The organism is Pseudonocardia sp. DSM 110487, from assembly GCF_019468565.1.
Classification (GTDB): domain Bacteria; phylum Actinomycetota; class Actinomycetes; order Mycobacteriales; family Pseudonocardiaceae; genus Pseudonocardia.
Genome location: NZ_CP080521.1, coordinates 2,200,944 through 2,224,193 on the forward strand (window position 1 = coordinate 2,200,944; position 23,250 = coordinate 2,224,193).

Genomic DNA, 23,250 nt, shown 5'->3' on the forward strand with positions numbered 1-23,250 from the left:
GGAGTGCAGCGCTCACCGGATGACCGCTCGTCCGATGATCGCGATCACCCCCGCCACGCCTGCTACGAGGGCGGCCACGGAGATCATTCCGGCGAACGCTGCCACCGACGCGACACCGGCGATCGAGAGTGCGACGAGTTCGACGCGATTGGCCGCGGCGAAGCCGTTCGTCATGGGGGCCAGCACCGCGAGGATCGCGAAGCCGATCAGCGCCAGCCACAACACGACGATGTGGTGACCGCCGAGGGTGACGACCGAGGTCACCCGCGAGTAGTGGTCCAGCCAGTCGCCGGCGGCGATCATCCACGATGCAGCCATGACGTCGAGCGTCACGACCGCCCAGAGCAGCCGCCGGGCGCGGATCGGCAGTGGCACCTGCTGTGCGGACTTGAACTCGGTGGCTCGCTGGAGCATCGCTCACCACCGCCAGACCGCGAGCGGGAACCACAGGCTCGGCGTTCCGGGGACGAGTGGTGCCGGAGCGAGAACGCCGAACACGATGGGGTCGAGCAGCACGTCAAGGGCACCGGCGGCAGTGGCCAGCGCGGCGCCGCCGAACAGCGAGTCGAGCAGCCTGGCGGCCCGCACCACTCCCGGGTGTGCCGGCGCCGGACCGACCAGTTCCCGCGCGACCTCGTCCGTGCACGGCCGGGCGCCGTTCCGGAGCAGTGGCAGCAGCGAGCGCACAGGACCGTCGGGGTCCAGCTCGTGGGCGACGGCCACTCCGTCGAATCGGGGACCCGAAGCGGCAACCTCCTCGAGCTGTTTGCGCTGCCGGCGAGGAAGTACCGCCGGCCCGCCTTGGCCCATCAGCGGGTCGCGATCCACCGGTCCGTACAGCCAGGGAACACCCCGGTCCATGGCGACGACCGGGCGGTCGCTCCACTCGAGCGCGATGGGTGAGGGCAGCTGCGGCCAGTTCCGTCGAACCCCGGCCGCCAGTTGGGCGAGTTCCCGGCTCGAGGTGTCGATCGGCCCGTCGGCGCGGATGTCGAGTGCGAGCATGGTTCTCCTTCGTCAGACTTGGTCGGCGATGTGGGCCAGCAGGGAAACGGCCAGCGCGATGACCGCTGCGGTGATGACGAGCACGGCCACGATGCCGAGCAGCGAGACGGTTCCGGCGATCGCGGCGACGATGATCGCGGCGAGTTCTGGAGCGCCTGCGCGGGTCAGGCAACTGGTCACCGCGGCCGCGCCCAGCAGGGTCGTGGCGCAGGAGCCGGCGAGGATCAGCAGGAGGTCGGGGTTGCCGAGCGTGGCGACGGAGCACACCACGCCGCTGCACGCAGCGCCTCCGGCGAGCACGGCGATCAGCCATCCGCTCAGCGCCCCCGTCGTGACGAGGAGGACCCAGAGCGCGCAGGTGACCGGAGGGCTCAGCGGAACCTGAACGCGGCCCCATCGCTTCGTCCTCGCTGTGAACGCGCCCAATGCGTCCGGCTCGGAGTGCCGAGGGGACGATCCGGGCAGGTGGTCGATCGGAGCCAGCTGGGACAGCAGACGCCGGGGCCCGGCCGGCTCGAGGGGTCGGCTGCTCATCGATCCTCCTGGGTCCCGCGGATTGCGCGTCCGAATCCAGGCTGATGTACGTCGCCGCCGTAGTGGGGCAATGGTCCCGCGGGGGCACCACGAGAGGTGGCCGATGCCGTCGACCTTGCCGTTCCGGGAGGCGATCCATAGCATCCGCCTGCAGACCTGCCGGTGGCGCGACAGCACGAAAGTGGGGCGGCAGCGCTGAGCACCGGCGTGCAACGGCCGAACGAGCGGCTGCCGCGTGAGATCCGCGTACTCGTCGGCGCCGCGTTCCTGATCGCGATCGGCTATGGAATCGTGGCGCCGGCCGTGCCGGTGTTCTCCCGCAGCTTCGACGTTGGCGTCGCTGCCGCTTCCGGCGTGGTGAGCGCGTTCGCCGTGATGCGGCTCGCCTTTGCGCCGCTCGGCGGCCGAATGTTAGGCCGGATGGGCGAACTGCCCGTGTTCTGTTGCGGACTGTTGATCGTTGGGCTGTCCAGCGCGGCTTGCGCATTCGCTGCCGATTACGGGCAGCTTCTGGCTTTTCGCGCCGTCGGCGGTGCCGGCTCGACGATGTTCACCCTGTCCGCGGCCTCGCTTCTGATCAAGATTTCACCGCCCGAGATGCGGGGTAGGGCGTCAGGAGCGTGGGCGACCGGTTTCCTGCTCGGAAACATCGCCGGGCCGATCATCGGTGGAGCACTCGTCGCGGTGAGCCTGCGCGCACCGTTCCTGATCTACGCATGCGTGCTGTTCGGGACTCTGGTCGTGGCCGGCTTCCTGCTGCGCGGACGGATCGGCGCGGGCACAGGGCCTGAGCGGTCCGCCGCCGAATCGCTGACCTTCGTGGCCGCACTGCGTCACCCGTCCTTCCGCGCCGCGCTGACGGCGAACTTCGTCAACGGCTGGACCGTCTACGGGGTTCGGATCGCGCTCGTGCCCTTGCTCGTCGTCGACGTACTGCGACAACCGAGTAGCTGGGCGGGACTTGCGTTGTCCGCGTTCGCCACCGGCACGGCGGCCACGTTGCTAATCGGAGGGCGGCTGGCCGATCGGAGCGGTCGCAGGTTGCCCGTCCTGGTCGGTTCGGCGACCGTTGCGATCACATCGGCTTGGCTGGGGTTCACCACGACAGTGACGGGTCTGCTGGCCGCGTCCTTCCTGTCCGGCGCGGGAACCGGCCTGATGAGCCCGCCGGTGAACGCAACCGTCGCGGACGTGATCGCTGCAAAGGGTCGCCACTCCGACGGCGGAAGGGCGCTGGCCGGCTTCCAAATGGTCGGTGATGTCGGCGCCGTCACCGGCCCGGTGCTGGCCGGCGTGGTGGCCGAGACCGGCGGGTACCCGGCCGCATTCGCGGTGACGGCTGTGATCGCGGCGGTTTCGTTCGTGAGCTGGCTGTATGCCCCCGAGACGCTGCCTCGCTGACCTCGTCAGGGCTCGCATTCTGGCCCCAAGTCGAGGATGGTGGGCGGGGACGTGGAGGGGTTCCGCCGTCGATGTTGGGTGGACGTACCGAGTGGGGGCGAATGACCAACGCGGTACTCGTAACTCGCATCCTCACGCCGGCCGACTGGCCCGTGCTCCGAGAGACCCGGTTACGTGCGCTCCGCGACTCGCCACACGCCTACATGTCGCGCTATCGGTCCGAACTGCTGTGGGGCGAGCGCCAGTGGCGGGAACGGTTCGACGACGCCGCGTGGGCGGTGGCGGTCGATCGGTTCGCTGTCGTCGGACTCGCGGGGCTGGTCGGGGGCCAGCCCCTCGAAGCACACCACATCGAGTCCATGTGGGTCGCGCCAACCCACCGCCTCCGAGGGGTGTCCCGCATCCTCGTAAACACCATGGTCGACCTCGGTCGTGAGGCTGGACTCGACCATCTGCTGCTCTGGGTGCTGGAGGACAACATCACCGCCTGGCGGGCGTACGCCCGGCTCGGCTTCGTGCCGACGGGCGAACGGCAGCCGATCGATCCGGGAGGGTACCGGTTCGAGCGGCGCCTGCGGCTCGACTTCCGAGAGCCGAAGCAGATCACCTCACGGACTGCCAGTTCTTGATCCGCAGCCAGTCCATGGCGTCTCGCGTGCTGCCGAGGGTGCTGATCCGCGCAATGGCCCTTGCCCATTCGGAGGTGTCTCCGCGCCAGGCCTCGAGAAACCGTGCACAACGCTCGGCGTTGATCTGATCGCTTCCGTACCGGCCAAGAGCTTCATTCAGGGACTTGATTCCGTCGGTCACGGTGTCGCTGCCGCTGTCCCGGCCGGCGAAGGCCTCGAGGCGGGCCCGCGTGTCCTGCAGGTCGTGCCATCGGACGTCGATGAAGCTCGACCAGTACCTCTCGTTCGCGAGGTGTGTGACCTGCCGGAACGAACTGCCCGCCCCCTGATTCTCGATCAGGGCGTAGAGACCTTCGGCCAGTAGGTCGCCGAACTCCTCACAACCGGCGCGTGTCGGCTCGGCGAACGGATCGTACGGCGCCTGGTGCGCCTCGCCGGCCTTGACGAGGCGACGCCGGGCCGCGGCCTCGCCGACGAAGAACCAGTCCTCGTTGTAGACGTCGGCGAAGAACGGCATCGGCAGGTCACTGCAGTTCACGCCCAGCACGCCGCCGCTCACGAACACGTCCTGGTGGAGCTTCGCGAGTCGGCGCGCATGGCAGAACACGGAGTTGTCGGGAAAGTCGCGACAGGCCATGCCGGCGAACTGGTGGTTGTCGAGCTGGTGGCTGATCCGCGCGATGTCCGACTTGCCGAGTGTGATGTCGTCGTCGATGTAGACGATCTTGCGCCAGCCGCGTAGTCGAGCCAACAGCAGGCCGACATTGCGTTTGAGGCTCAGATCGCTGTTGCGCCCGCCGCTCGCGGCGGTGAAGTCGTCCGACGATGTCTCGAAGCCTGGGACGGGTAACTCGTATTCGTCGTCGATCTGCACGATCAATGCGCGAGCACGAGGAACTTTGCCCACACGCTCGGCAACCCGGTCGATCTTGGCCTGCCGGCTGCACAGGATCACGAGCTGGGTCTCGAGTTCGGCGGCCAGCTCGATGATCCCGGCCAGTGCGGACGCGGGCCGCGTCGCGGGCACGACGATCGCATCTGGGCGCCCCCGCCGGGACCTGCTCGATGGCGCTGGGGATGCCGAAACATCGTGCAGCAGGTTCGCGTGCGAGGGCAGGTGTTGAAGTGACGCGCTCTTCCCGACGGCCCTGCTGCGCCGCTGCGCCGCCCCTGGTGGCCTCATCTGCCCCTGCCCTCCGTGGGCGCCCATTCGTACCGTCTCACGTCGTCGTTCTTCAGATCCGGCGACAGCGCCTCACCCGCGACCACCGGCACGCGGAGCAACAGTGCGAACTGTCCGTCCGGGAACCGTTCGGCGAGGTATGCCTCGTTCGCGTCGCGCACGCGTGCGTCGGTCAGGCAGCGAACCGCTCCGAGCACGCCCCGGCTGTGGATTCCGTTGCAGATGGTGAGGGTGCGGCTGCTGTTGAACGGGTTCGGCAGGCGGGCCAGGAAAGCGACGTCCTCCACCAGCGGTCCTCGGCCTTTGTCGCCGACGGCATCTCCCCATGACGGAAGGTATCGCTTGTCGCCCACTGTGAATATCTCACCGGTTTCGACCTCCGGGTCTTCGACCTGCGTGACGGGAACCTGGCCGAGGGCCTCCTGGAATCGCTTCGTGACGGCGTTCCATGCGATCCCGCCCAGCAGGATGACGTGGGTCGAGAGGTCGTCCGCGCGGACGTCTCGGGTCACCCGGTGAAAGACGTCCAGGATGGGGTTCGACGCGCGCAGGTGCCCGTAGATCTCGATCAGTGCGTCCAGATCGGCGTACTGGTTCAGCTTGGTGAAGTTGGGGTTGTCCGCCGACGCCAGCGGGCTCTGTTCCTCCGAGGGCGACTCCGAGCAGATGACCGTCACGGGGCCGACGTCGAACGAGAGGGTGTTGCGTCGCGGCAGGTCCTTGGCGTGCAGGAGGTCGAGCAGCTCCTTCTCGAGCGCATGGAACCGCTCCCGCTCGTCCTCGGCGAGCTCATCTTCCGGGATGAGGTGCGGGCCGCTCTCCAGCGAGCGCCTCGTCGCGAAGAAGCGTGCGTATGCGCTGAGCCGAGCGGCCGTCGGCGTCTTCGGGCTACCGGCCGACTCCCATGAGCTGATCGTCGCGGGCGCGACGTTGCTCTCCATGCTGAACGCCGTGGCCAGCTCCACCTGCGTCAGATCTACATCGGGCCAGTGCGAGGCCCGGAGCTGCCTGAGTCTGCGCGCCAGGCGGCGGGCCTGATCGGGGTTCAACGCCATCGGTCACCTCCTCGCAAGATCGATGACGTCCGCAGGCTCGTCCGTGCATCGCACTACAACGCGGCGACTGTACAGGCGTGTTACCCAAGACTCGTGCAGGGGCCTGCCAACGTTACCTTAGCGCGTCTGAGTTGCTCTAAGCTCTGCGGCGATCTAGCATCACTACCACAACTTACGTAGAAATCTACCAAAGTTGCCCTAACTTCGGTAGAGATCCGACGGGCGGTGATCGGTGGTCGCGCGCGTAGCAAGTCCCGAAAGTGCTGCTGTTGTGGTCTCCTGCAGGAGGGTCTGCGCGGGGCCGACCGCCCGCGTTCCGGCCTCCATCGGTCACGTGGTCCACGGGTAGGCGTCGTGTGTACCGGCGGGGCGCTCGACGAGCTGCGGCACACGCTGCGGTTGCAGGTCGACGCCGTGGAGCTGGGGCACTGGCGCGCGGTTCTCCACCCGGATGCCGCACGCCCGGAGATGCGGGTCGTAGGCCCGAGGCGGCTCGTCATGTGGGGCGTCGTGCTGCGGATGGTGGCGCGGAGCATGCAGCTACAGGCTCAGGGGCGCGTGCATGACGCATGGGACCTGCTCGGCAAGGCCGCTACGCTCCTGCCGAGGGGGAGGCGACGGCCGATCGGATCGGGTGAGTTCGCACGTGCCGTGCTCCGGCCGCCTCGTGATGCATCCGTCGACGAGGAGCTGGCGTGGCGGATCACCCGGCTCGTCTGGCGTGAGCAGTTCGAGCTGGACCACCTGCGTGAGCTGTTCAAGTCCGGCGAGTTGAAGCCCCGGGGTGAGCTCACCGAGGCATGCATCGAGAACCTCAGCTGGGCCTACTTCGACCCGTTCGTCTGCTCCCGTCGCGGACCTGGTGCTCCGGCATGGGATGACGGCGTGTCCGTCGACCACGAGCGGTCGACGCTGTGTCGGCGCGGCACCCGCCTTCGCCATTTCGCGAATGTGACGAACCGCAAGCCCATCAGCAAGTCGGTGTGGGACGACATCGGCGGCTACCGCGGGTTGTGTGCCGAAGCCTTCGACCGGCTCGCGGACCGCCCTGCGCCTGCGCCGTGGTGCGGCACCGTCAGTACGTCGGACCTGAAGGTGCGCCTCGGGCGGCTGCGGGCGTGGGAGCATGCCCGCCAGTGGCGCGACGATGTCGGCTACTGGAGATAGTGCGGCCCGGATGCGATGATTCCGGGGCCTGGACGTGCGCGATTCGGTTTCGACGACTGTGGCGCGGGAGGGACTGGCTTCTCGGACGACGTCGGCGTCTCGGCTGCGATGGTGAGGCGATTCGATGACGGTCCCGGATGCGCGGTCCACCGGTGATGCCTTCGCCGGCCCGGAGGTACGTCAGGTGTCCCAGCATCGGGACGCTTCGCACACCCTGGCGTACGACGCGCATCTCGGGGCCGGTGTGCACGTGTCCGTGGACGTCATGTCCCCGGACCGCTGGCACGCGGTGTCGTTCTCCGTCCTGAACGACCACAGCCGTTCGTTGTTGCGGGGTCTGATCGGTGACGGAGCTGCCGACCGTCTTCGGGTCGGCAGGCGCTCCGGCTCGATCTCCCCAGGGCACGGCGTCGCCGTCGATCCCGCGCGCGCCGCCCCCTGGTTGCGGATCGCCTTCGTCGACGCGCTGGACCGCTGGTTGCAGTCTCCGCTGGAGCAGTCGCTCGTCGACGCCGAACGTGGCGTCAGCCGCGGGTATGCGGCGAGGACGTTGCCTGAGGGCGAGGTGCGGAAGCTGCTCGTCGGCGATGCGTTGCGGCTCGCCCGCCGGGCGTCGGACGGCGTCGCGGCATTCCTGCGCGGCCTTGCGCGGCGCTCCCAGCCGATCCCGAGCGGCCTCTTGCAGGCCTGCGTACGTCTGTACGACGGGTACGTGGACCTGCGCGACCATGCCGGCGCGCGGCATGACCGCGAGTTGAACGTGGTCATTCGCACCTGGCGGCGCAACTCATCCCGCCTCGGGGAAGCGGGTGCCGAGACGCCAGGCGATCCGCGCTGGGCGCCCGCCCGGCTGTCGCCTTCCGTCCCGTACCCGCTGGGGCAGCCGGCCGGCGTGATCGACCCCCGGCAGGTGCGCGCGCGGGTCTTTGCTCTGGCAGGCGACCCGGGCTCCGCCGAGGTCACGGTGCAGCTCATCGAGGGAGCGGGTCCTGATTCGGTGCTGGTCCGCGCACCGGCGTTCGGGTGCGGCGTCGATCCGGACGTCCGCTCTCGGCTGGCGGTGCGACTCGTCGACAGTCGATCCGCCACCCCGCGAGGCCATGCCCTGCTCAGCATGGTCGACAGCCGGCTCGATGCAGACGACGGTCCCTACTTCGAGGCGACGGTTCCGCTCTGCGGTCTGAGCGTCTCGGACGTACGCGCCGACGTCTTCGACGCGCTGAGCGATGTCCCGCCCGCCGGCGCGGACGGCGACCGTGCCTTGCAGGAGGCGCGCAGTGCCGTCGTGTTCCTCGCCGAATGGCGACGGCTCGCGGCTCTGGCGCAGGTGTCAGTGGTGGAAGCACCTGCTCGCAGGCTTCGCGACCTGGCAACCCGACTTCAGTCGCCTAGCCGTCCGGCGACCGACCGAATTTTCCCGGGCGGCCCGTCGGCCGCTGACCTGAATGAGCTCGCGGAGCTCAGCGATGACCTGCTGCTGAGCCGGCTGCGTGGCGACTGCGGCCCGGGAGCCGGCCTCTTCGCCGTCACCGGTGGCAGTGCGAGGTTGCTGGTCGCGGAGATTGCCGCCGCTTGCGAGCTCGCTGATCGCGCGAATGGTGCCTCCGCCGAGTGAGGTGCGGGATGATCTCCGGAAATGGTGTGAGGGCGACAGATCTGTCGCCCTCACACCACTCTCGATGATCAGTGCCGTCAGGCGATCGGGCGGTCCGTCGGCGCGATCGGGCGCGGCAGCACGTCCCGTCCGGTGAGGTATGCGTCCACCCCGGCCGCCGCGGCCCGGCCCTCCGCGATGGCCCACACGATCAGGCTCTGGCCCCGGCCCATGTCGCCCGCGGAGAACACACCGTCGACGCTCGTCATGAAGCTGGCGTCGCGGGCGACGTTGCCGCGCTGGTCCAGCTCCACGCCGAGGTCGGCGAGCAGCTTGCCCTTCTCGGGGCCCACGAATCCCATGGCCAGCAGCACCAGTTGGGCCGGCAGCTCCTTCTCCGTGCCTTCGATCGGCACGAAGCGGCCGTTCTCGTCGCGGCGCACCTCGATGATCCGAATCGCCGCCAGCTTGCCGTCGGAGTCGGCGACGAACTCGGTGGTGTTCACCGAGTACAGCCGCTCGCCGCCCTCCTCGTGCGCGGAGGCCACGCGGTAGACCATCGGGTAGGTCGGCCACGGCATGCCCGCCGTCCGCTTCTCCGGCGGCGTGGGCATGATCTCCAGCTGGGTGACGGAGCGCGCGCCCTGCCGGTGGGCGGTGCCGAGGCAGTCGGCGCCGGTGTCACCGCCGCCGATGATCACGACGTCCTTGCCCTCTGCCGTGATCGGCGGGGCGTCGATGTCGCCCTGCTGCACGTGGTTGGCCCACGGCAGGTACTCCATCGCCTGGTAGACGCCCTCGGCCTCGCGGCCCTTCGCGGGCAGGTCCCGCCACGCCGTTGCCCCGCCGGCGAGCACGACGGCGTCGTAGTCCTCGCGCAGCTGGTCGGCCGTGACGTCGCTGCCGACGTCGACGGAGGCGCGGAACTGCGTGCCCTCTGCCCGCATCTGGTCCAGGCGCCGGTCGAGCCGGTTCTTCTCCATCTTGAACTCGGGGATGCCGTAGCGCAGGAGGCCGCCGATCCGGTCGGCCCGCTCGAACACCACGACGTCGTGCCCGACGCGGGTGAGCTGCTGCGCGGCGGCGAGCCCGGCAGGCCCTGACCCGACGACGGCCACCTTCCTGCCGGTCTTCGTGACCGGGGGCTGCGGCGCGACCCAGCCCTCCTCGAACGCGTGGTCGATGATCTGCAGCTCGATCTGCTTGATCGAGACCGCGTCACTGTTGATCGCCAGCACGCACGCTGCCTCGCACGGGGCAGGGCACAGCGTCCCGGTGAACTCCGGGAAGTTGTTGGTGGCGTGCAGCCGCTCGATCGCCTCCCGCCAGTCGCCCCGGTAGACCAGGTTGTTCCAATCCGGGATCAGGTTCCCGAGCGGGCAGCCCTGGTGGCAGAACGGGATGCCGCAGTCCATGCAGCGGCTGGCCTGCCGCTCCAGCTTGCCGTCCGGGAACTCTTCGTAGACCTCCCGCCAGTCCATCAGCCGCAACGGCACGGGACGGCGGGTCGGGGTCTCGCGGGGGACCTTCAGGAAACCCTTGGGGTCAGCCATGCGCGGCCTCCATGATCGCCTCGTTCACGTCGCGGCCGTCGCGCTCGGCTGCGGCGCGGGCGCGCAGCACCCGCTTGTAGTCCTTGGGCATGACCTTGCCGAACCGCTCGACGGCGTCGTCCCAGTCGCGCAGCAGAGCGTGCGCGACCTCGGAGTCGGTCTCCGCGTGATGGCGCGAGACCGTGTCGCGCAGGAAGGCGCGATCCTCGTCGTCGAGCGGGTCGACGTCGACCATCTCGCCGTTGACCCGGTGCCGCGGCAGGTCGAGGACGTACGCGATGCCGCCAGACATGCCCGCAGCGAAGTTGCGCCCGACCTTGCCGAGCACCACGACCCGGCCGCCCGTCATGTACTCGCAGCCGTGGTCGCCCACGCCCTCGACGACGGCGAGCGCGCCCGAGTTGCGCACGCAGAACCGCTCGCCGACGACGCCGCGGATGAACATCTCACCCGAGGTGGCGCCGTAGCCGATGACGTTGCCCGCGATGACGTTCTCCTCGGCCGCGAACGGGGCCGACGGGTCGGGGCGCAGCGTGAGCCGGCCGCCGGAGAGGCCCTTGCCGAAGTAGTCGTTGCTGTCGCCGACCAGCCGCAGCGTGATCCCCTTGGGCACGAACGCGCCGAAGCTCTGGCCCGCCGAGCCGGTGAGCGTCACGTCGATCGTGTCGTCGGGGAGGCCCTCGCCGCCCCAGCGCCGGGTGAGCTCGTAGCCGAGCATCGTGCCGACGGTGCGGTTGACGTTGCGCACCGGCAGGTCGAGGCGCACCTTGTCCCCTGAGGAGAGCGCGCCCTCGCACAGCTGGATCAGCGTGTTGTCGAGCGCCTTCTCCAGGCCGTGGTCCTGCTGCTTCGTCCGGTGGCGCGCGGTGCCCGGCGCCAGCCGCGGCATGTGGAAGATCGGCGAGAGGTCGAGCCCCTCGGTCTTCCAGTGCCGCACCGCGTCGTCGGTGTCGAGCACCTCGGCGTGCCCCACGGCCTCCGCGATCGAGCGGAAGCCCAGCTGGGCGAGGTACTCGCGCACCTCCTCCGCGACGAACCGCATGAAGTTGACGACGTACTCCGGCCGCCCGTCGAACCGCTTGCGCAGCTCCGGGTTCTGGGTGGCGACGCCGACCGGGCAGGTGTCGAGGTGGCAGACCCGCATCATGATGCAGCCCGACACCACCAGCGGCGCGGTGGCGAAGCCGAACTCCTCGGCCCCGAGCAGCGCCGCGATGACGACGTCCCGGCCGGTCTTGAGCTGCCCGTCGGCCTGCACGACGATCCGGTCGCGCAAGCCGTTGCGCAGCAGCGTCTGCTGGGTCTCGGCGAGCCCCAGCTCCCACGGCCCGCCTGCGTGCTTGATCGACGACAGTGGCGAGGCACCGGTGCCGCCGTCGTGGCCCGAGATGAGCACGACGTCGGAGTAGGCCTTCGCGACGCCAGCCGCGACCGTGCCGACGCCGACCTGGCTCACCAGCTTCACGTGGATGCGGGCGCGCGGGTTGGCGTTCTTGAGGTCGTGGATGAGCTGCTTGATGTCCTCGATCGAGTAGATGTCGTGGTGCGGCGGCGGAGAGATGAGCCCGACCCCCGGTGTGGAGTACCGGGTCTTCGCGATCCAGGGGTAGACCTTCGCGCCGGGCAGCTGGCCGCCCTCACCCGGCTTGGCTCCCTGCGAGATCTTGATCTGCAGGTCGTCGGCGTTGACCAGGTACTCGCTGGTGACGCCGAACCGGCCGGACGCGACCTGCTTGATCGCGCTGCGTCGCGAGTCGCCGTTCGCGTCGATCACGTATCGGTCGGCGTCCTCGCCGCCCTCGCCGGTGTTGGACTTGCCGCCGAGGCGGTTCATCGCGATGGCGAGGGTCTCGTGCATCTCCTTCGAGATCGAGCCGTAGGAGATGGCGCCGGTCGCGAACCGCTTGACGATCTCCTCGACCGGCTCGACCTCGTCGATCGGCACCGGCGGACGCACGCCGTCCTTGAACCGGAACAGGCCGCGCAAGGTCATGAGCTTGCCCGCCTGCTCGTCGACGGCGCGCGTGTAGTCCTTGAAGACCTCGTAGCGGCCCTGGCGCGTTGAGTGCTGCAGCTTGAACACCGTCTGCGGGTTGAACAGGTGCAGCTCGCCCTCGCGGCGCCACTGGTACTCGCCGCCCACGGGCAGCGTGCGGTGGTTGGGCCGCACGTCGTCGGACGGGAACGCGCGGCGGTGCTGGATCAGCACCTCCTCGGCGAGCTCGTCGAACCCGACACCGCCCAGTCGCGACGTGGTGCCCGCGAAGCAGGAGTCGATGACGTCGGGGCCCAGCCCGATCGACTCGAAGATCTGTGCGCCCGTGTAGGAGGCGACCGTCGAGACGCCGATCTTCGACATCGTCTTGCGGACGCCCTTGCCCAGCGCCTTCACCAGGTTGTGCGCAGCCTGCTCCGGCGTGACGCCGGGGATGTCGCCGCGCGCGGCGAGGTCCTCGACGGTGGCCATCGCGAGGTACGGGTTCACGGCCGCCGCGCCGTAGCCGAGCAGCAGCGCGACGTGGTGCACCTCGCGCGCGTCGCCCGCTTCGACGATGAGGCCCACCCTGCTGCGGGTCTTCTCCCGGACCAGGTGGTGGTGCACGGCGCCGGTGAGTAGCAGCGACGGGATCGGGGCGAAGTCCTTCGTGACGCCGCGGTTGGACAGCACGATCAGCCGGGCGCCGTCCTCGATCGCCTCGGAGACCTCGGTGCAGATCTCCTTGAGCCGGCGGGAGAGCCCGAGGCCACCCTCGGCGGCCTTGAACACGCCCTTGGCCGTGACGCAGGCGAAGCCGGGCAGCTCGCCGTCGTCGTTGATGTGGATGATCTTGGCGAGGTCGTCGTTGCCGAGCACGGGGAACGGCACGACGACCGTCCGACAGTTCGCCGGTGTGGCGTCCAGCAGGTTCTGCTCCGGTCCGAGCAGGCTCTGCAGGGACGTGACCAGCTCCTCGCGGATCGCGTCCAGCGGCGGGTTCGTGACCTGCGCGAACAGCTGGGTGAAGTAGTCGAACAGCTGCCGCGGGCGCGACGAGAACGGGGCGAGCGGCGCGTCGTTGCCCATCGAGCCGAGCGGCTCGGCACCGGCGGTCGCCATCGGCTTGAGGAGGAGGTTGAGCTCCTCCTCCGTGTAGCCGAACGACTGCTGCCGGTGGGTGATCGCGGAGTGGTCGTAGATCTCGCGCTCGCGCGTCGGCAGCTCGTCGAGGTGGATGAGGCCCGCGTGCAGCCACTCGGCGTACGGGTGCTCGGCCGCGAGCGCGCCCTTGATCTCGGCGTCGTCGAGGATCCGGCCCTGCGCGGTGTCGACGAGGAACATGCGGCCCGGTTCGAGGCGACCCTTGCGCACCACGGCCGACGGCTCGACGTCCAGCACGCCGACCTCGGATGCGAGGACGACCGTGCCGTCCTCGGTGATCCAGTACCGCGCGGGGCGCAGGCCGTTGCGGTCGAGCACGGCGCCGATCTGGGTGCCGTCGGTGAACGCGACGAGCGCGGGACCGTCCCACGGCTCCATCAGCGTGGAGTGGAACTCGTAGAAGGCCCGGCGGGCCGGGTCCATCTCGTCGTGGTTCTCCCACGCCTCCGGGATCATCATCAGCACGGCGTGCGGCAGGCTCCGGCCGCCGAGGTGCAGCAGCTCGAGCACCTCGTCGAACGTGGCGGAGTCGCTCGCGTCCGGGGTGACGATCGGAGACAGGCGCGTGAGGTCACCGGGGATGACGTCGGACTCGAGCAGCGCCTCGCGCGAGGCCATCCAGTTGCGGTTGCCGCGCAGCGTGTTGATCTCGCCGTTGTGGGCCACGTAGCGGTACGGGTGGGCGAGCGGCCACGCCGGGAACGTGTTGGTGGAGAACCGGGAGTGCACCACGGCGAGCGCGCTCGTGACGCGCTCGTCGGACAGGTCCGGGTAGAAGGCCTCGACCTGCGGCTCGGCGAGCATGCCCTTGTAGACGATCGTGCGCGGCGACAGGCTCGGGAAGTAGACGCCGGTGGCGTGCTCGGCCCGCTTGCGCAGGCAGAACGTGCGGCGCTCCAGGTCGATGCCCGACTCGCCGGCCAGGCCCGCGACGAACAGCTGGCGGAAGCTCGGCATGGCCTCGCGGGCCATCGGGCCCAGATCGGCGGCGTCGGGGTCGGTGGGCAGCTCGCGCCAGCCCAGCACCTCGAGGCCTTCCTCGGCGGCGAGCTTCTCGATCTCGGCCACGGCGACGTCGGCATCGGTCCGCTCGGCGGGCAGGAACGCGGTGCCCACGGCGTATGCGCCCTCTACGGGCAGTTGGAACCCCACGACGGCCCGGAAGAACTCGTCGGGCACCTGGAGCAGGATCCCCGCGCCGTCCCCGGTATTCGCCTCCGCGCCTCGCGCGCCGCGATGCTCCATCCGCAACAGCGCCGTGAGCGCCTTGCGGACGATGGCGTGGCCGCGGCGACCGGCGAGATCGGCGACGAAGGCGACGCCGCAGGCGTCGTGCTCGAACTCCGGGTCGTAGAGCCCAGCCGAGGTACCCGCTGAGATCGCAGCCAAGAGTGCCTCCTGTGTCGTCTCGGTGCACCCCGACACCAGCATCGGGACGACGGCGTGACGAGTGTGTGGTGGTGGACGTTGCAGGGAAAGGGGAGTATCGGTCTGGTCCGCCTGCTCCGCCGGTTCTGGCGTTTCCTTCCGCGTGCGGCGCAGCACCGTGCGTCCGGACGTGGGTGAGCCTCGGACACCGGCACGACGACCGGTCGCCGTCGTGTGGCGTCGGCCGGGGTTCTACGCACGGTGCGAGCGCGCACGCGTCAGCGAGTGCGGTTTCGCGGGAACAATGTCGCACGTGGGAGCGGCGATTCGCCAGTGAGAGCCGCAGTGAACACAGTGACCGGCCTTGAACGCGCGAGATCGGCCGTACGCCCTGTAATGTGTACGGCCGGTTTCGTCAGCGTGACCCCGTGGCACCTCCCACCCTACTCGGCCGGTGATTGAGCGGGTGCAGGACGTGACGGGGGCACACTCCGGGGGTGGACGCGCGTTCCCTGCTCGCCGACGTGGCCGGGCTCGGCCCGTTCTTCACGTTCGCTACCGGCCCCGGCGAGCGTCCACTGCCCGACCCGGAGCCGGTGCGGGACCGGATCGCCCACGTCCGCGGGGCGCTGGCGTGCGATCAGCGGGTGGCGGCCTCGCTTGCGTTCCAGGGGTTCGCGGCGCAGCTGGTGTCCGCGCCGTACGCGGCCGCCGTGCTGCATCGGGAGGTACCGGAGGTCACGCCGTCCTCGGTGGGGTGGAGCCGGTTCGCGGACGGTGGCTGGGCGCTGTGCACGAATGCCACGGCCCTCGTCGACGAGGATGCGCTTCCCCCGCTGCTCGCGGGCCTGCTCGCGCCGCTGGTCGCGGCTTTCCGCGGGCAGGTCCACGTGGCGGAGCGGCTGCTCTGGGGCAACGCGGCGTCCACCGTCGCGGCGGCCAAACGACTGCTCGTGATGCAGCGCTCTGCTGTCGCCGGCAGAGCGGCCGATGTGGCCGAAGCGGTGCTCGTCCACGGCCCGTTCGCCGGGGCGGGGGAGCGGCTCTCCCCACGCGACCCCGATCTGGTCTGGACCTTCCGGCGGCACAGCTGCTGCCTCTACTACCGGGTGCCCGGCGGTGGCTTGTGCGACGACTGCGTCCTGTCCACCGTGCGCGGCTGACTCGTGGCCGGATCCGGACGCAGAGGTTGTCGGCCCGCGCTACCCGTCTCAGCCGACGCGATCCGTCGATGGGCCGCGTCCTCCCGATCGGGGTGCGTGAGCGGTATCGGGGTGCGTCGCCCGGCCCGTGTCCCGTTCCCGCCCGCCCCGGCCCGCCCGGGAACCGAGCGGCCGGACCCGTAGACTCGCGAGGACGACCGGCCGGTTGCTCGCAGGCATCCGTGGCCGGGACCGCGAGCGGACCATGTCGCCTGCGGTCCGCGCACATCCCAGTACAACCGAGGAGTAGTCCCCACCGTGAAGAGCACCGTCGAGCGGCTGAGCCCGACGCGAGTCCGCATCAACGTCGAGGTGCCCTTCGACGAGCTGAAGCCGGACTTCGACCGGGCCTACAAGAAGATCGCGCAGCAGGTCAGGGTGCCCGGCTTCCGCCCGGGCAAGGTCCCGGCCCGCATCATCGAGGCGCGCCTCGGGCGTGGTGTCGTGCTCGAGGAGGTCGTCAACGGCGCCGTTCCGGCCAAGTACAGCGAGGCCGTCACCTCCGCGGAGGACATCACCCCGATCGGCACCCCCGACATCGAGGTCACCGAGATCGCCGACGGCGACAAGCTCTCCTTCAAGGCCGAGGTCGACGTCCGCCCGCAGATCGACCTGCCGGACCTCTCCTCGCTCGCCGTGTCGGTCGACGACGTCGAGGTCTCCGACGATGACGTGCAGGAGCAGTTGGAGAACCTCCGCGCCCGCTTCGGCACCCTCGCAGGCGTCGAGCGGCCCGCGCAGAAGGACGACTTCGTCCTCATCGACCTGTCGGCCACCGTCGACGGCGAGCCCGTCGAGGAGGCCCAGACCACCGGCTTCTCCTACCAGGTGGGCCAGGGCGGCCTCATTGACGGCATCGACGATGCGGTCACCGGCCTGTCCGCCGATGAGGAGGCCACCTTCACCTCGAGGCTGGTAGCGGGTGAGTTCGCCGACCGCGACGCCGAGATCACCGTCAAGGTCACCGCGGTCAAGGAGCGTCAGCTGCCCGACGCCGACGACGAGTTCGCCCAGCTGGCCAGCGAGTTCGACACGCTCGACGAGCTCACGGCCGACCTGCGCGAGCGGCTCGGCCGCGTCCGCAGGATGGAGCAGGTCACTCAGGCGCGGGACAAGGTGCTCGACGCCATCGTCGATGCCACCGAGGTGCCGCTGCCGGAGTCCGTCGTCAAGGCCGAGGTCGACTCCGCCGTCCACGACGCCGTGCACCCCTTCGACCACGACGAGGCCAAGTTCGAGGAGTTCCTCGTCTCGCAGGGGAGCAGCCGGGAGCAGTTCGACACCGAGACCAAGGAGGCCGCGGAGAAGTCCGTGCGCACCCGGCTCGTGCTCGACGCGCTCGCCGACCGCGAGCAGACCACCGTGAGTGAGCAAGAGCTCACTGAGCGCATCGTCTTCCAGGCGCAGCAGTACCAGATGCAGCCCGAGGAGTTCGTGCGCCGCATCCAGGAGGCCGGCCAGCTGGGTGCGGTCTACTCGGACGTGCGTCGCAGCAAGGCGCTCATCGCGGCTGTGCGCGCGGCCAGCGTCACCGACAGCTCGGGCAGCGAGGTCGACCTGTCCGATCTGCTGGGCGAGGACGAGGACGAGGACGAGGGCGCGGAGACGACCGATGCCGCGCAGGCCGGCACCGAGCCGAGTGAGGACGCGCCTGCCGCTTCCGAGGAGAAGGCGCCCGCCTCTTCTTGAGGCGCGCCACGCCCACAGCGAACAACCTGGCCAGACGCGGCGAACGTGAGGTTCGTCCGCGTAGGGTCGCTATCGATGGACACGCGAGCCGAACCAGCAGAAGGCAGGGTGAAGTGAGGCCACAGGACATCGGCCCGCGTACGGCGGACCGACTCGTCGGAGAGACGATGCGGCGGGGTGGCGCGCCTGCGTCGATGACGCTGTCCGACTCGGTGTACGAGCGGCTGTTGCAGCAGCGCATCATCGTGCTCGGCCAGCAGGTGGACTCCGAGATCTCCAACCGCATCGCGGCGCAGATGCTGCTGCTCGCGGCGGAGGACGCGGAGGCCGACATCTCCCTGTACATCAACTCGCCGGGTGGCTCGGTGCCGGACGGCATGGCGATCTTCGACACCATGCAGTTCATCCCGTGCGACGTCGCGACGTACGGGATGGGCATGGCCGCGTCGATGGGGCAGTTCCTGCTCTCGGCGGGCACGCCCGGCAAGCGGTACGTGCTGCCGCACTGCCAGATCCTCATGCACCAGCCGTCGGCGGGCGTCGGCGGCACCGAGTCCGACATCTCGATCCAGGCGGAGCTGTTCAAGCGCCACAAGCGCGAGATGGCGGAGCTCATCGCCGAGCACACCGGCCAGACCGTCGAGCGGATCGTCGCCGACTTCGACCGTGACCGGTGGTTCTCCGCGCAGGAGGCCCTCGAGTACGGCTTCGTCGACCACGTGATCTCCAGCGCCAGCCAGATTCCCGACCCGAACCAGAACGGGAGCGCCCGATGAGCAACATGTGGACGCCGTCGGGGGGCCGTGCTCCCGAGCCGGCACAGTCCCGGTACGTGCTGCCGTCCTTCGTCGAGCGCACGAGCTACGGGGTCAAGGAGTCCAACCCGTACAACAAGCTCTTCGAGGAGCGCATCATCTTCCTCGGGGTGCAGATCGACGACGCGTCGGCCAACGACGTGATGGCGCAGCTGCTGTGCCTCGAGTCGGCCGACCCGGACCGCGAGATCAGCATGTACATCAACTCGCCGGGTGGGTCGTTCACGTCCCTGATGGCGATCTACGACACGATGCAGTTCATCCGCCCGGACATCCAGACGGTCTGCCTCGGGCAGGCCGCGTCCGCGGCTGCGGTACTGCTCGCGGCCGGCACGCCGGGGCGCAGGCTCGCCGTGCAGAACGCGCGGGTGCTGATCCACCAGCCCGCCACCGAGGGCTTCTACGGCCAGGTGTCGGACCTGGAGATCCAGGCGGCCGAGATCTCCCGCATGCGCAGGCTGCTGGAGAGCACGCTGGCCCACCACACGCACCGCACCCCCGAGCAGGTGCACGAGGACATCGAGCGGGACCGGATCCTCACGGCCGAAGAGGCCAAGGAGTACGGGATCGTCGACGAGATCATCCAGAGCCGCAAGCTCTCCGCGGTCTAGACAATTCAAGAGGCGCGGTCGGCGCCCGGCTTTTCTTCGCCGGCGTCGACCGTCCGCCGACCCGTCGCCGAATCTCCGGTGCACGAAGCTCCCCGGGGACCGGGTCTGACGGGTACCGTCCAGAGAGCGCGCCTCCCGGACCCGCCGGGGCAGCGCAGAGAAGGATTTGGGGTCTGCACTCATGGCACGCATCGGCGACGGCGGTGACCTGCTCAAGTGCTCGTTCTGCGGGAAGAGCCAGAAGCAGGTCAAGAAACTGATCGCCGGTCCTGGGGTCTACATCTGCGACGAGTGCATCGATCTCTGCAACGAGATCATCGAGGAGGAGCTGGCCGAAGCGGGTGAGGTCAAGCTCGACGAGCTGCCCAAGCCGGCGGAGATCCACGAGTTCCTCGACCAGTACGTCGTCGGGCAGACCCAGACGAAGCGCACGTTGTCGGTGGCGGTCTACAACCACTACAAGCGCATCCAGGCCGGCGAGCGCCGCGGTGGCGGCGACAGTGGCGACGGTATCGAGATCGCCAAGTCCAACATCCTCATGCTCGGCCCCACCGGCTGCGGCAAGACCTACCTCGCGCAGACACTGGCCAAGCTGCTCAACGTGCCGTTCGCGATCGCCGACGCCACGGCGCTCACCGAGGCCGGCTACGTGGGCGAGGATGTCGAGAACATCCTGCTCAAGCTGATCCAGGCCGCCGACTACGACGTCAAGCGCGCCGAGACCGGCATCATCTACATCGACGAGGTCGACAAGATCGCCCGCAAGTCGGAGAACCCGTCGATCACGCGCGACGTCTCCGGCGAGGGCGTCCAGCAGGCCCTGCTGAAGATCCTGGAGGGCACCACCGCGAGCGTGCCGCCGCAGGGTGGGCGCAAGCACCCCCACCAGGAGTTCATCCAGATCGACACCACCAACGTGCTGTTCATCGTGGCCGGCGCGTTCGCGGGTCTCGAGAAGATCATCGGCGACCGGGTGGGCAAGCGGGGTCTGGGTTTCGGTGCCGAGATTCGCTCGAAGCGCGACATCGACCCCGCCGAGAGCTTCACCGAGACCTTGCCAGAGGACCTCATCAAGTTCGGCCTGATCCCCGAGTTCATCGGCCGCCTGCCGATCGTCGCCTCGGTCACCTCGCTGGACAAGGACGCCCTCGTCAAGATCCTCACCGAGCCGCGCAACGCACTGGTGAAGCAGTACCGCAAGCTGTTCGAGATGGACGGGGTGGAGCTGGAGTTCACCGAGGACGCGCTCGATGCGGTGGCCGACCAGGCCATCCTGCGCGGCACCGGCGCCCGTGGTCTGCGAGCGATCATGGAGGAGGTGCTGTTGCCCTGCATGTACGACATCCCGAGCCGCGACGACGTGGCGAAGGTCGTCGTCACCGGCCAGACGGTGCGCAGCAACGTCAACCCCACGATCGTTCCTCGCACCCCGGCCCGCCGGGAGCGCCGCGAGCGTTCTGCCTGAGCTTTTCGCGAAACGACGCCGGTCCGCGCAACGCGGGCCGGCGTCGTTGTGTTGCGGGCGATTCGCCCCGCTCGTTCGCCGTTCGTCGACCGCCGGTCGCGATCGCATACCGTATGGCGTAGTCGCGGTTGCACCTGCACCTACCGTGATCTACGTTCACGCGGTCGTGTCCCGTGAGGTGGCGAGGGAGCTGCCATGGCCGTCGGGTTCCTGCAACGCGAGCGCATCATCGCGCCGCCCGGATGGAGCAGGTGGCTGATCCCACCCGCTGCGCTGTCCATCCACCTCGCGATCGGGCAGGCGTACGCGTGGAGCGTCTTCAAGAATCCGCTCGCCGCCACGATGCTGCAGGGCAACCCGGCTGCGGGCACACTCACCGCGCTCCCGTTCACGCTGGGGATCGTGATGCTGGGGGTGTCGGCCGCGGTGTTCGGCACCGCGGTGGACCGCAACGGCCCGCGCTGGGCCATGTTCATGTCGATGCTCTGCTTCTCGACCGGCTTCCTCGTCTCGGCCTTCGGCGTGTCCATCGGCCAGTACTGGCTGGTCATCGTCGGGTACGGCCTGATCGGCGGGATCGGGCTCGGCATCGGCTACATCTCGCCGGTATCCACGCTCATCAAGTGGTTCCCGGACCGGCCCGGCATGGCCACTGGGCTCGCGATCATGGGCTTCGGCGGCGGAGCGCTGATCGCGTCGCCGTGGTCGGCCTCGATGCTCAGCGGGTTCGGCGCCACCGGGGACAATCCTCAGGCGAGCGGGGTCGCGCTGTCCTTCCTCGTGCACGGGCTGGTGTACGCGGTGTTCATGTCGGTCGGGTGGCTGCTCGTGCGAGTGCCGCCCGATGGCTGGCGGCCTGCGGGCTGGCACCCTGACTCCGCCAAGACCGGAACGCTCATCACCACGGCGAACGTGTCGGCGAACAACGCGATCCGCACGCCCCAGTTCTGGTTCCTATGGGTCGTGCTGTGCTTCAACGTCACGGCGGGTATCGGCATCCTCGAGCGCGCCTCGCCGATCTTCCAGGACTACTTCCCGGACGCCGGCACGCAGATCGCCGCCGCGGCCGCGGGATTCGTCGCGATCCTGTCGCTGTCGAACATGGTCGGCCGGATCGTGTGGTCCTCGACGTCCGACATCATCGGGCGGAAGAACATCTACCGGGTCTACCTGGGCGTTGGCGCGCTGTTGTACCTGCTCATCACGCTGACGGGCAACGCCAACCAGGTGCTGTTCCTGATCGCCTCGATGCTGATCCTGTCGTTCTACGGTGCCGGCTTCGCCACCGTGCCCGCGTACCTGCGGGACCTGTTCGGCACGTACCAGGTGGGCGCGATCCACGGGCGGCTGCTCACCGCGTGGTCCACGGCGGGCGTGCTGGGGCCGGTGATCGTCAACGCGATCGCCGACGCCCAGATCGCGGCCGGCGTGCAGGGGCCGGGGCGGTACACCGTGGCGTTCTCGATCATGATCGGCCTGTTGATCATCGGCTTCATCTGCAACGAGCTCATCCGGCCGGTGCACGAGCGCTTCCACGAGCCGGTGGGGGAGCAGGCCATCAGCCCCGAGGGAGCGAAGGCGGCATGAGCGCGCACACCGAGTCCGCCGATGTCCGGTCCGGCCCGCCCGCGGTCGCATGGCTGGCCTGGGTCTGGGTGGTGGTCCCGTTCCTGTACGGCCTGTACCAGCTCGTGATCAAGATCCCGGCCCTGTTCGGCGGCTGATCCGCGCGGCGGCTGTGGTCCTCGCAGGCGCCGCGGGCCATGCGCGGACCGCACTCAGCGCGCGACGCCGGGATCGGGGCGCCCGGGCGGGCGCCGTCCCACGGGGTTAGGGTCGCGCCCGTGGCTGAGAGCAGCGATGCGCGCGCCCTGTCCGAGTGGGTCACCGCCGTGGTGCGGGAGCTGGGCATCGAGGGCGCCCTTGAACGCGAGGGCGTGGTCGACATGGTGCTCGACCTGACCTCCGACGTGGCCCACGGCGTCTCCCGGCCGGGAGCGCCGGTCACCGCCTTCCTCGTCGGGGTGGCGGCCGGTCGCGCCGACGACCCGGCCGTCGCCGCCCGCGACTACGCCCAGAAGATCGGGCGTCTCGCCGACGGGTGGGGCGCCGACAGCGATCGCGGCGCCCCGGCGGGCGACCAGTCCCGCCGCGCCTGACGGGACTAGCCGTTAGCGTCGTACGTGATCAGCGGATCGGCGCCAAAGCCGACGCTACGCGTCGGGAAACGCGCCAGTTCGATGATCAAGGGCTGGTTGTGACGCGACCGGCTGTGGTCCCGTTCCCACCCCGCTGACCACGCACACCGGCATGATCGGCCGGAGCGTGACCTCAGCCGCACCCACGCGGCTCATGTCACGTTCCCGCTGATCACAGGCACCGCCGCGGCCCGGTACTGGTGTCACCCTGGCTCTCCAGGAGAGGGATTGAGAGGTCAAGGCGAACCGGCGGGACCACACGAGAGGCCGGACCGCAGCGCGAGCACCCGGCGGCCCGAGCCGGGAACGGCGCGCCCACCGGCGTGCTGGCCGACCAGACCGACATGACGAGCATCGGGCCCGGCGGGCAAGCGGCCGCCCACCCAGGCGCTCGACAGCGCGGCGGCATGATCCGAAGTTCCGGTTGTCCATGGCTGTCGGCACAGCCATGGACAACCGAGACCGCGGATCATGGGTGCGACCACCGCCACCGGACGGGGTAGCGGGTCGTCCCGGACACGTGCACCCAGTCGCCGTCGACCACGGCGCGGGCGTACCCGATCTGCTCCTCGAACGTCGAGCCGCTGAGGATCGCGCGTCGTTCTGTCACGGGCAGGACGCTAAGTGATGGCCGCGAGTTGC

20 protein-coding genes are annotated in these 23,250 nt (G+C 69.5%); 12 read left to right on the forward strand and 8 right to left on the reverse strand.

Annotated elements, in window-relative coordinates:
* Nucleotides 1–12: 12 nt before the first annotated feature.
* From K1T35_RS10035 to K1T35_RS10045, 3 genes are read right to left on the reverse strand one after another with little or no spacing between them, the layout of a single operon-like run.
* Nucleotides 13–414 (reverse strand): hypothetical protein, encoded by a 402-nt coding sequence (locus K1T35_RS10035; protein WP_220259886.1) that lies wholly within the window; start codon nt 412–414, stop codon nt 13–15.
* Between the two features lie 3 nt (nt 415–417).
* Nucleotides 418–1,005: a hypothetical protein gene (locus K1T35_RS10040; protein WP_220259887.1), complete on the reverse strand. Its 588-nt coding sequence runs from the start codon at nt 1,003–1,005 to the stop codon at nt 418–420.
* A 12-nt stretch (nt 1,006–1,017) separates the two neighbouring features.
* The gene (locus K1T35_RS10045) at nt 1,018–1,539 is read right to left on the reverse strand and encodes a hypothetical protein (RefSeq protein ID WP_220259888.1); all 522 of its coding nucleotides are present in this window, start codon (nt 1,537–1,539) and stop codon (nt 1,018–1,020) included.
* Between the two features lie 162 nt (nt 1,540–1,701).
* Here K1T35_RS10045 and K1T35_RS10050 point away from each other — a divergent pair, with 162 nt between their 5' ends.
* Entirely contained in the window at nt 1,702–2,940 is a 1,239-nt protein-coding gene (locus tag K1T35_RS10050) for an MFS transporter (RefSeq protein ID WP_255621745.1), read from the forward strand.
* Nucleotides 2,941–3,143: 203 nt separating this feature from the next.
* On the forward strand, nt 3,144–3,569 hold the full coding sequence (locus K1T35_RS10055; protein ID WP_255621746.1) for an N-acetyltransferase: 426 nt from the start codon (nt 3,144–3,146) through the stop codon (nt 3,567–3,569).
* On the opposite strand, the gene K1T35_RS10060 is transcribed toward K1T35_RS10055, so the two are convergent.
* Both K1T35_RS10060 and K1T35_RS10065 read right to left on the reverse strand, forming a co-directional pair.
* Nucleotides 3,544–4,596: a hypothetical protein gene (locus K1T35_RS10060; protein ID WP_220259890.1), complete on the reverse strand. Its 1,053-nt coding sequence runs from the start codon at nt 4,594–4,596 to the stop codon at nt 3,544–3,546. The two genes, K1T35_RS10055 and K1T35_RS10060, sit on opposite strands and share 26 nt — an antisense overlap.
* A 152-nt stretch (nt 4,597–4,748) precedes the next feature.
* Nucleotides 4,749–5,807: an XRE family transcriptional regulator gene (locus tag K1T35_RS10065; protein WP_220259891.1), complete on the reverse strand. Its 1,059-nt coding sequence runs from the start codon at nt 5,805–5,807 to the stop codon at nt 4,749–4,751.
* A gap of 354 nt (nt 5,808–6,161) precedes the next feature.
* Here K1T35_RS10065 and K1T35_RS10070 point away from each other — a divergent pair, with 354 nt between their 5' ends.
* Nucleotides 6,162–6,974, forward strand: a complete 813-nt coding sequence (locus K1T35_RS10070; protein WP_220259892.1) for a hypothetical protein — start codon at nt 6,162–6,164, stop codon at nt 6,972–6,974.
* A gap of 265 nt (nt 6,975–7,239) precedes the next feature.
* Entirely contained in the window at nt 7,240–8,589 is a 1,350-nt protein-coding gene (locus tag K1T35_RS10075; RefSeq protein WP_220259893.1) for a hypothetical protein, read from the forward strand.
* 77 nt (nt 8,590–8,666) lie between these two features.
* On the opposite strand, the gene K1T35_RS10080 is transcribed toward K1T35_RS10075, so the two are convergent.
* Nucleotides 8,667–10,121 (reverse strand): glutamate synthase subunit beta, encoded by a 1,455-nt coding sequence (locus K1T35_RS10080; protein WP_220259894.1) that lies wholly within the window; start codon nt 10,119–10,121, stop codon nt 8,667–8,669.
* Nucleotides 10,114–14,649 (reverse strand): glutamate synthase large subunit, encoded by a 4,536-nt coding sequence (gene gltB, locus K1T35_RS10085; RefSeq protein WP_255621747.1) that lies wholly within the window; start codon nt 14,647–14,649, stop codon nt 10,114–10,116. Before gltB ends, K1T35_RS10080 begins: the two co-directional genes overlap by 8 nt.
* A gap of 476 nt (nt 14,650–15,125) precedes the next feature.
* On the opposite strand from gltB, the gene K1T35_RS49620 reads away from it, so the two are divergent.
* The 8 genes from K1T35_RS49620 (at nt 15,126) to K1T35_RS10125 (ending at nt 22,569) form a co-directional block, all read left to right on the forward strand.
* A complete protein-coding gene (locus K1T35_RS49620) occupies nt 15,126–15,791 on the forward strand; it encodes a (2Fe-2S)-binding protein (protein ID WP_220259896.1) in 666 nt (221 codons plus the stop codon).
* Between the two features lie 297 nt (nt 15,792–16,088).
* On the forward strand, nt 16,089–17,519 hold the full coding sequence (gene tig / locus K1T35_RS10095; protein ID WP_220259897.1) for a trigger factor: 1,431 nt from the start codon (nt 16,089–16,091) through the stop codon (nt 17,517–17,519).
* A gap of 194 nt (nt 17,520–17,713) precedes the next feature.
* A complete protein-coding gene (locus K1T35_RS10100) occupies nt 17,714–18,295 on the forward strand; it encodes a ClpP family protease (protein ID WP_370645338.1) in 582 nt (193 codons plus the stop codon).
* Complete coding sequence (locus K1T35_RS10105) at nt 18,292–18,945, forward strand: ATP-dependent Clp protease proteolytic subunit (protein ID WP_304940848.1); 654 nt, start codon at nt 18,292–18,294, stop codon at nt 18,943–18,945. Before K1T35_RS10100 ends, K1T35_RS10105 begins: the two co-directional genes overlap by 4 nt.
* 181 nt (nt 18,946–19,126) lie before the next feature.
* Nucleotides 19,127–20,410 carry an ATP-dependent Clp protease ATP-binding subunit ClpX gene (clpX, locus tag K1T35_RS10110; protein ID WP_220259899.1) on the forward strand — a complete coding sequence of 428 codons (1,284 nt, stop codon included), beginning with the start codon at nt 19,127–19,129 and terminating at the stop codon, nt 20,408–20,410.
* Between the two features lie 195 nt (nt 20,411–20,605).
* Complete coding sequence (locus K1T35_RS10115; protein ID WP_220259900.1) at nt 20,606–21,997, forward strand: OFA family MFS transporter; 1,392 nt, start codon at nt 20,606–20,608, stop codon at nt 21,995–21,997.
* Nucleotides 21,994–22,134, forward strand: a complete 141-nt coding sequence (locus K1T35_RS10120; protein WP_220259901.1) for a hypothetical protein — start codon at nt 21,994–21,996, stop codon at nt 22,132–22,134. Before K1T35_RS10115 ends, K1T35_RS10120 begins: the two co-directional genes overlap by 4 nt.
* Before the next feature lie 120 nt (nt 22,135–22,254).
* Nucleotides 22,255–22,569: a DUF6457 domain-containing protein gene (locus K1T35_RS10125; protein ID WP_220259902.1), complete on the forward strand. Its 315-nt coding sequence runs from the start codon at nt 22,255–22,257 to the stop codon at nt 22,567–22,569.
* Nucleotides 22,570–23,077: 508 nt separating this feature from the next.
* Here the strand turns inward: K1T35_RS10125 and K1T35_RS10130 are convergent.
* The gene (locus K1T35_RS10130; RefSeq protein ID WP_255621748.1) at nt 23,078–23,218 is read right to left on the reverse strand and encodes a hypothetical protein; all 141 of its coding nucleotides are present in this window, start codon (nt 23,216–23,218) and stop codon (nt 23,078–23,080) included.
* Between the last annotated feature and the right edge of the window lie 32 nt (nt 23,219–23,250).

Coding starts and splice junctions, on each gene's coding strand:
- K1T35_RS10035 (WP_220259886.1), bottom strand. CDS start 414: ATGCTCCAGCGAGCCACCGAGTTCAAGTCCGCACAGCAGGTGCCACTG.
- K1T35_RS10040 (WP_220259887.1), bottom strand. CDS start 1,005: ATGCTCGCACTCGACATCCGCGCCGACGGGCCGATCGACACCTCGAGC.
- K1T35_RS10045 (WP_220259888.1), bottom strand. CDS start 1,539: ATGAGCAGCCGACCCCTCGAGCCGGCCGGGCCCCGGCGTCTGCTGTCC.
- K1T35_RS10055 (WP_255621746.1), top strand. CDS start 3,144: ATGTCGCGCTATCGGTCCGAACTGCTGTGGGGCGAGCGCCAGTGGCGG.
- K1T35_RS10065 (WP_220259891.1), bottom strand. CDS start 5,807: ATGGCGTTGAACCCCGATCAGGCCCGCCGCCTGGCGCGCAGACTCAGG.
- K1T35_RS10075 (WP_220259893.1), top strand. CDS start 7,240: ATGTCCCCGGACCGCTGGCACGCGGTGTCGTTCTCCGTCCTGAACGAC.
- K1T35_RS10080 (WP_220259894.1), bottom strand. CDS start 10,121: ATGGCTGACCCCAAGGGTTTCCTGAAGGTCCCCCGCGAGACCCCGACC.
- K1T35_RS10100 (WP_370645338.1), top strand. CDS start 17,714: ATGACGCTGTCCGACTCGGTGTACGAGCGGCTGTTGCAGCAGCGCATC.
- K1T35_RS10105 (WP_304940848.1), top strand. CDS start 18,292: ATGAGCAACATGTGGACGCCGTCGGGGGGCCGTGCTCCCGAGCCGGCA.
- clpX (WP_220259899.1), top strand. CDS start 19,127: ATGGCACGCATCGGCGACGGCGGTGACCTGCTCAAGTGCTCGTTCTGC.
- K1T35_RS10115 (WP_220259900.1), top strand. CDS start 20,606: ATGGCCGTCGGGTTCCTGCAACGCGAGCGCATCATCGCGCCGCCCGGA.
- K1T35_RS10120 (WP_220259901.1), top strand. CDS start 21,994: ATGAGCGCGCACACCGAGTCCGCCGATGTCCGGTCCGGCCCGCCCGCG.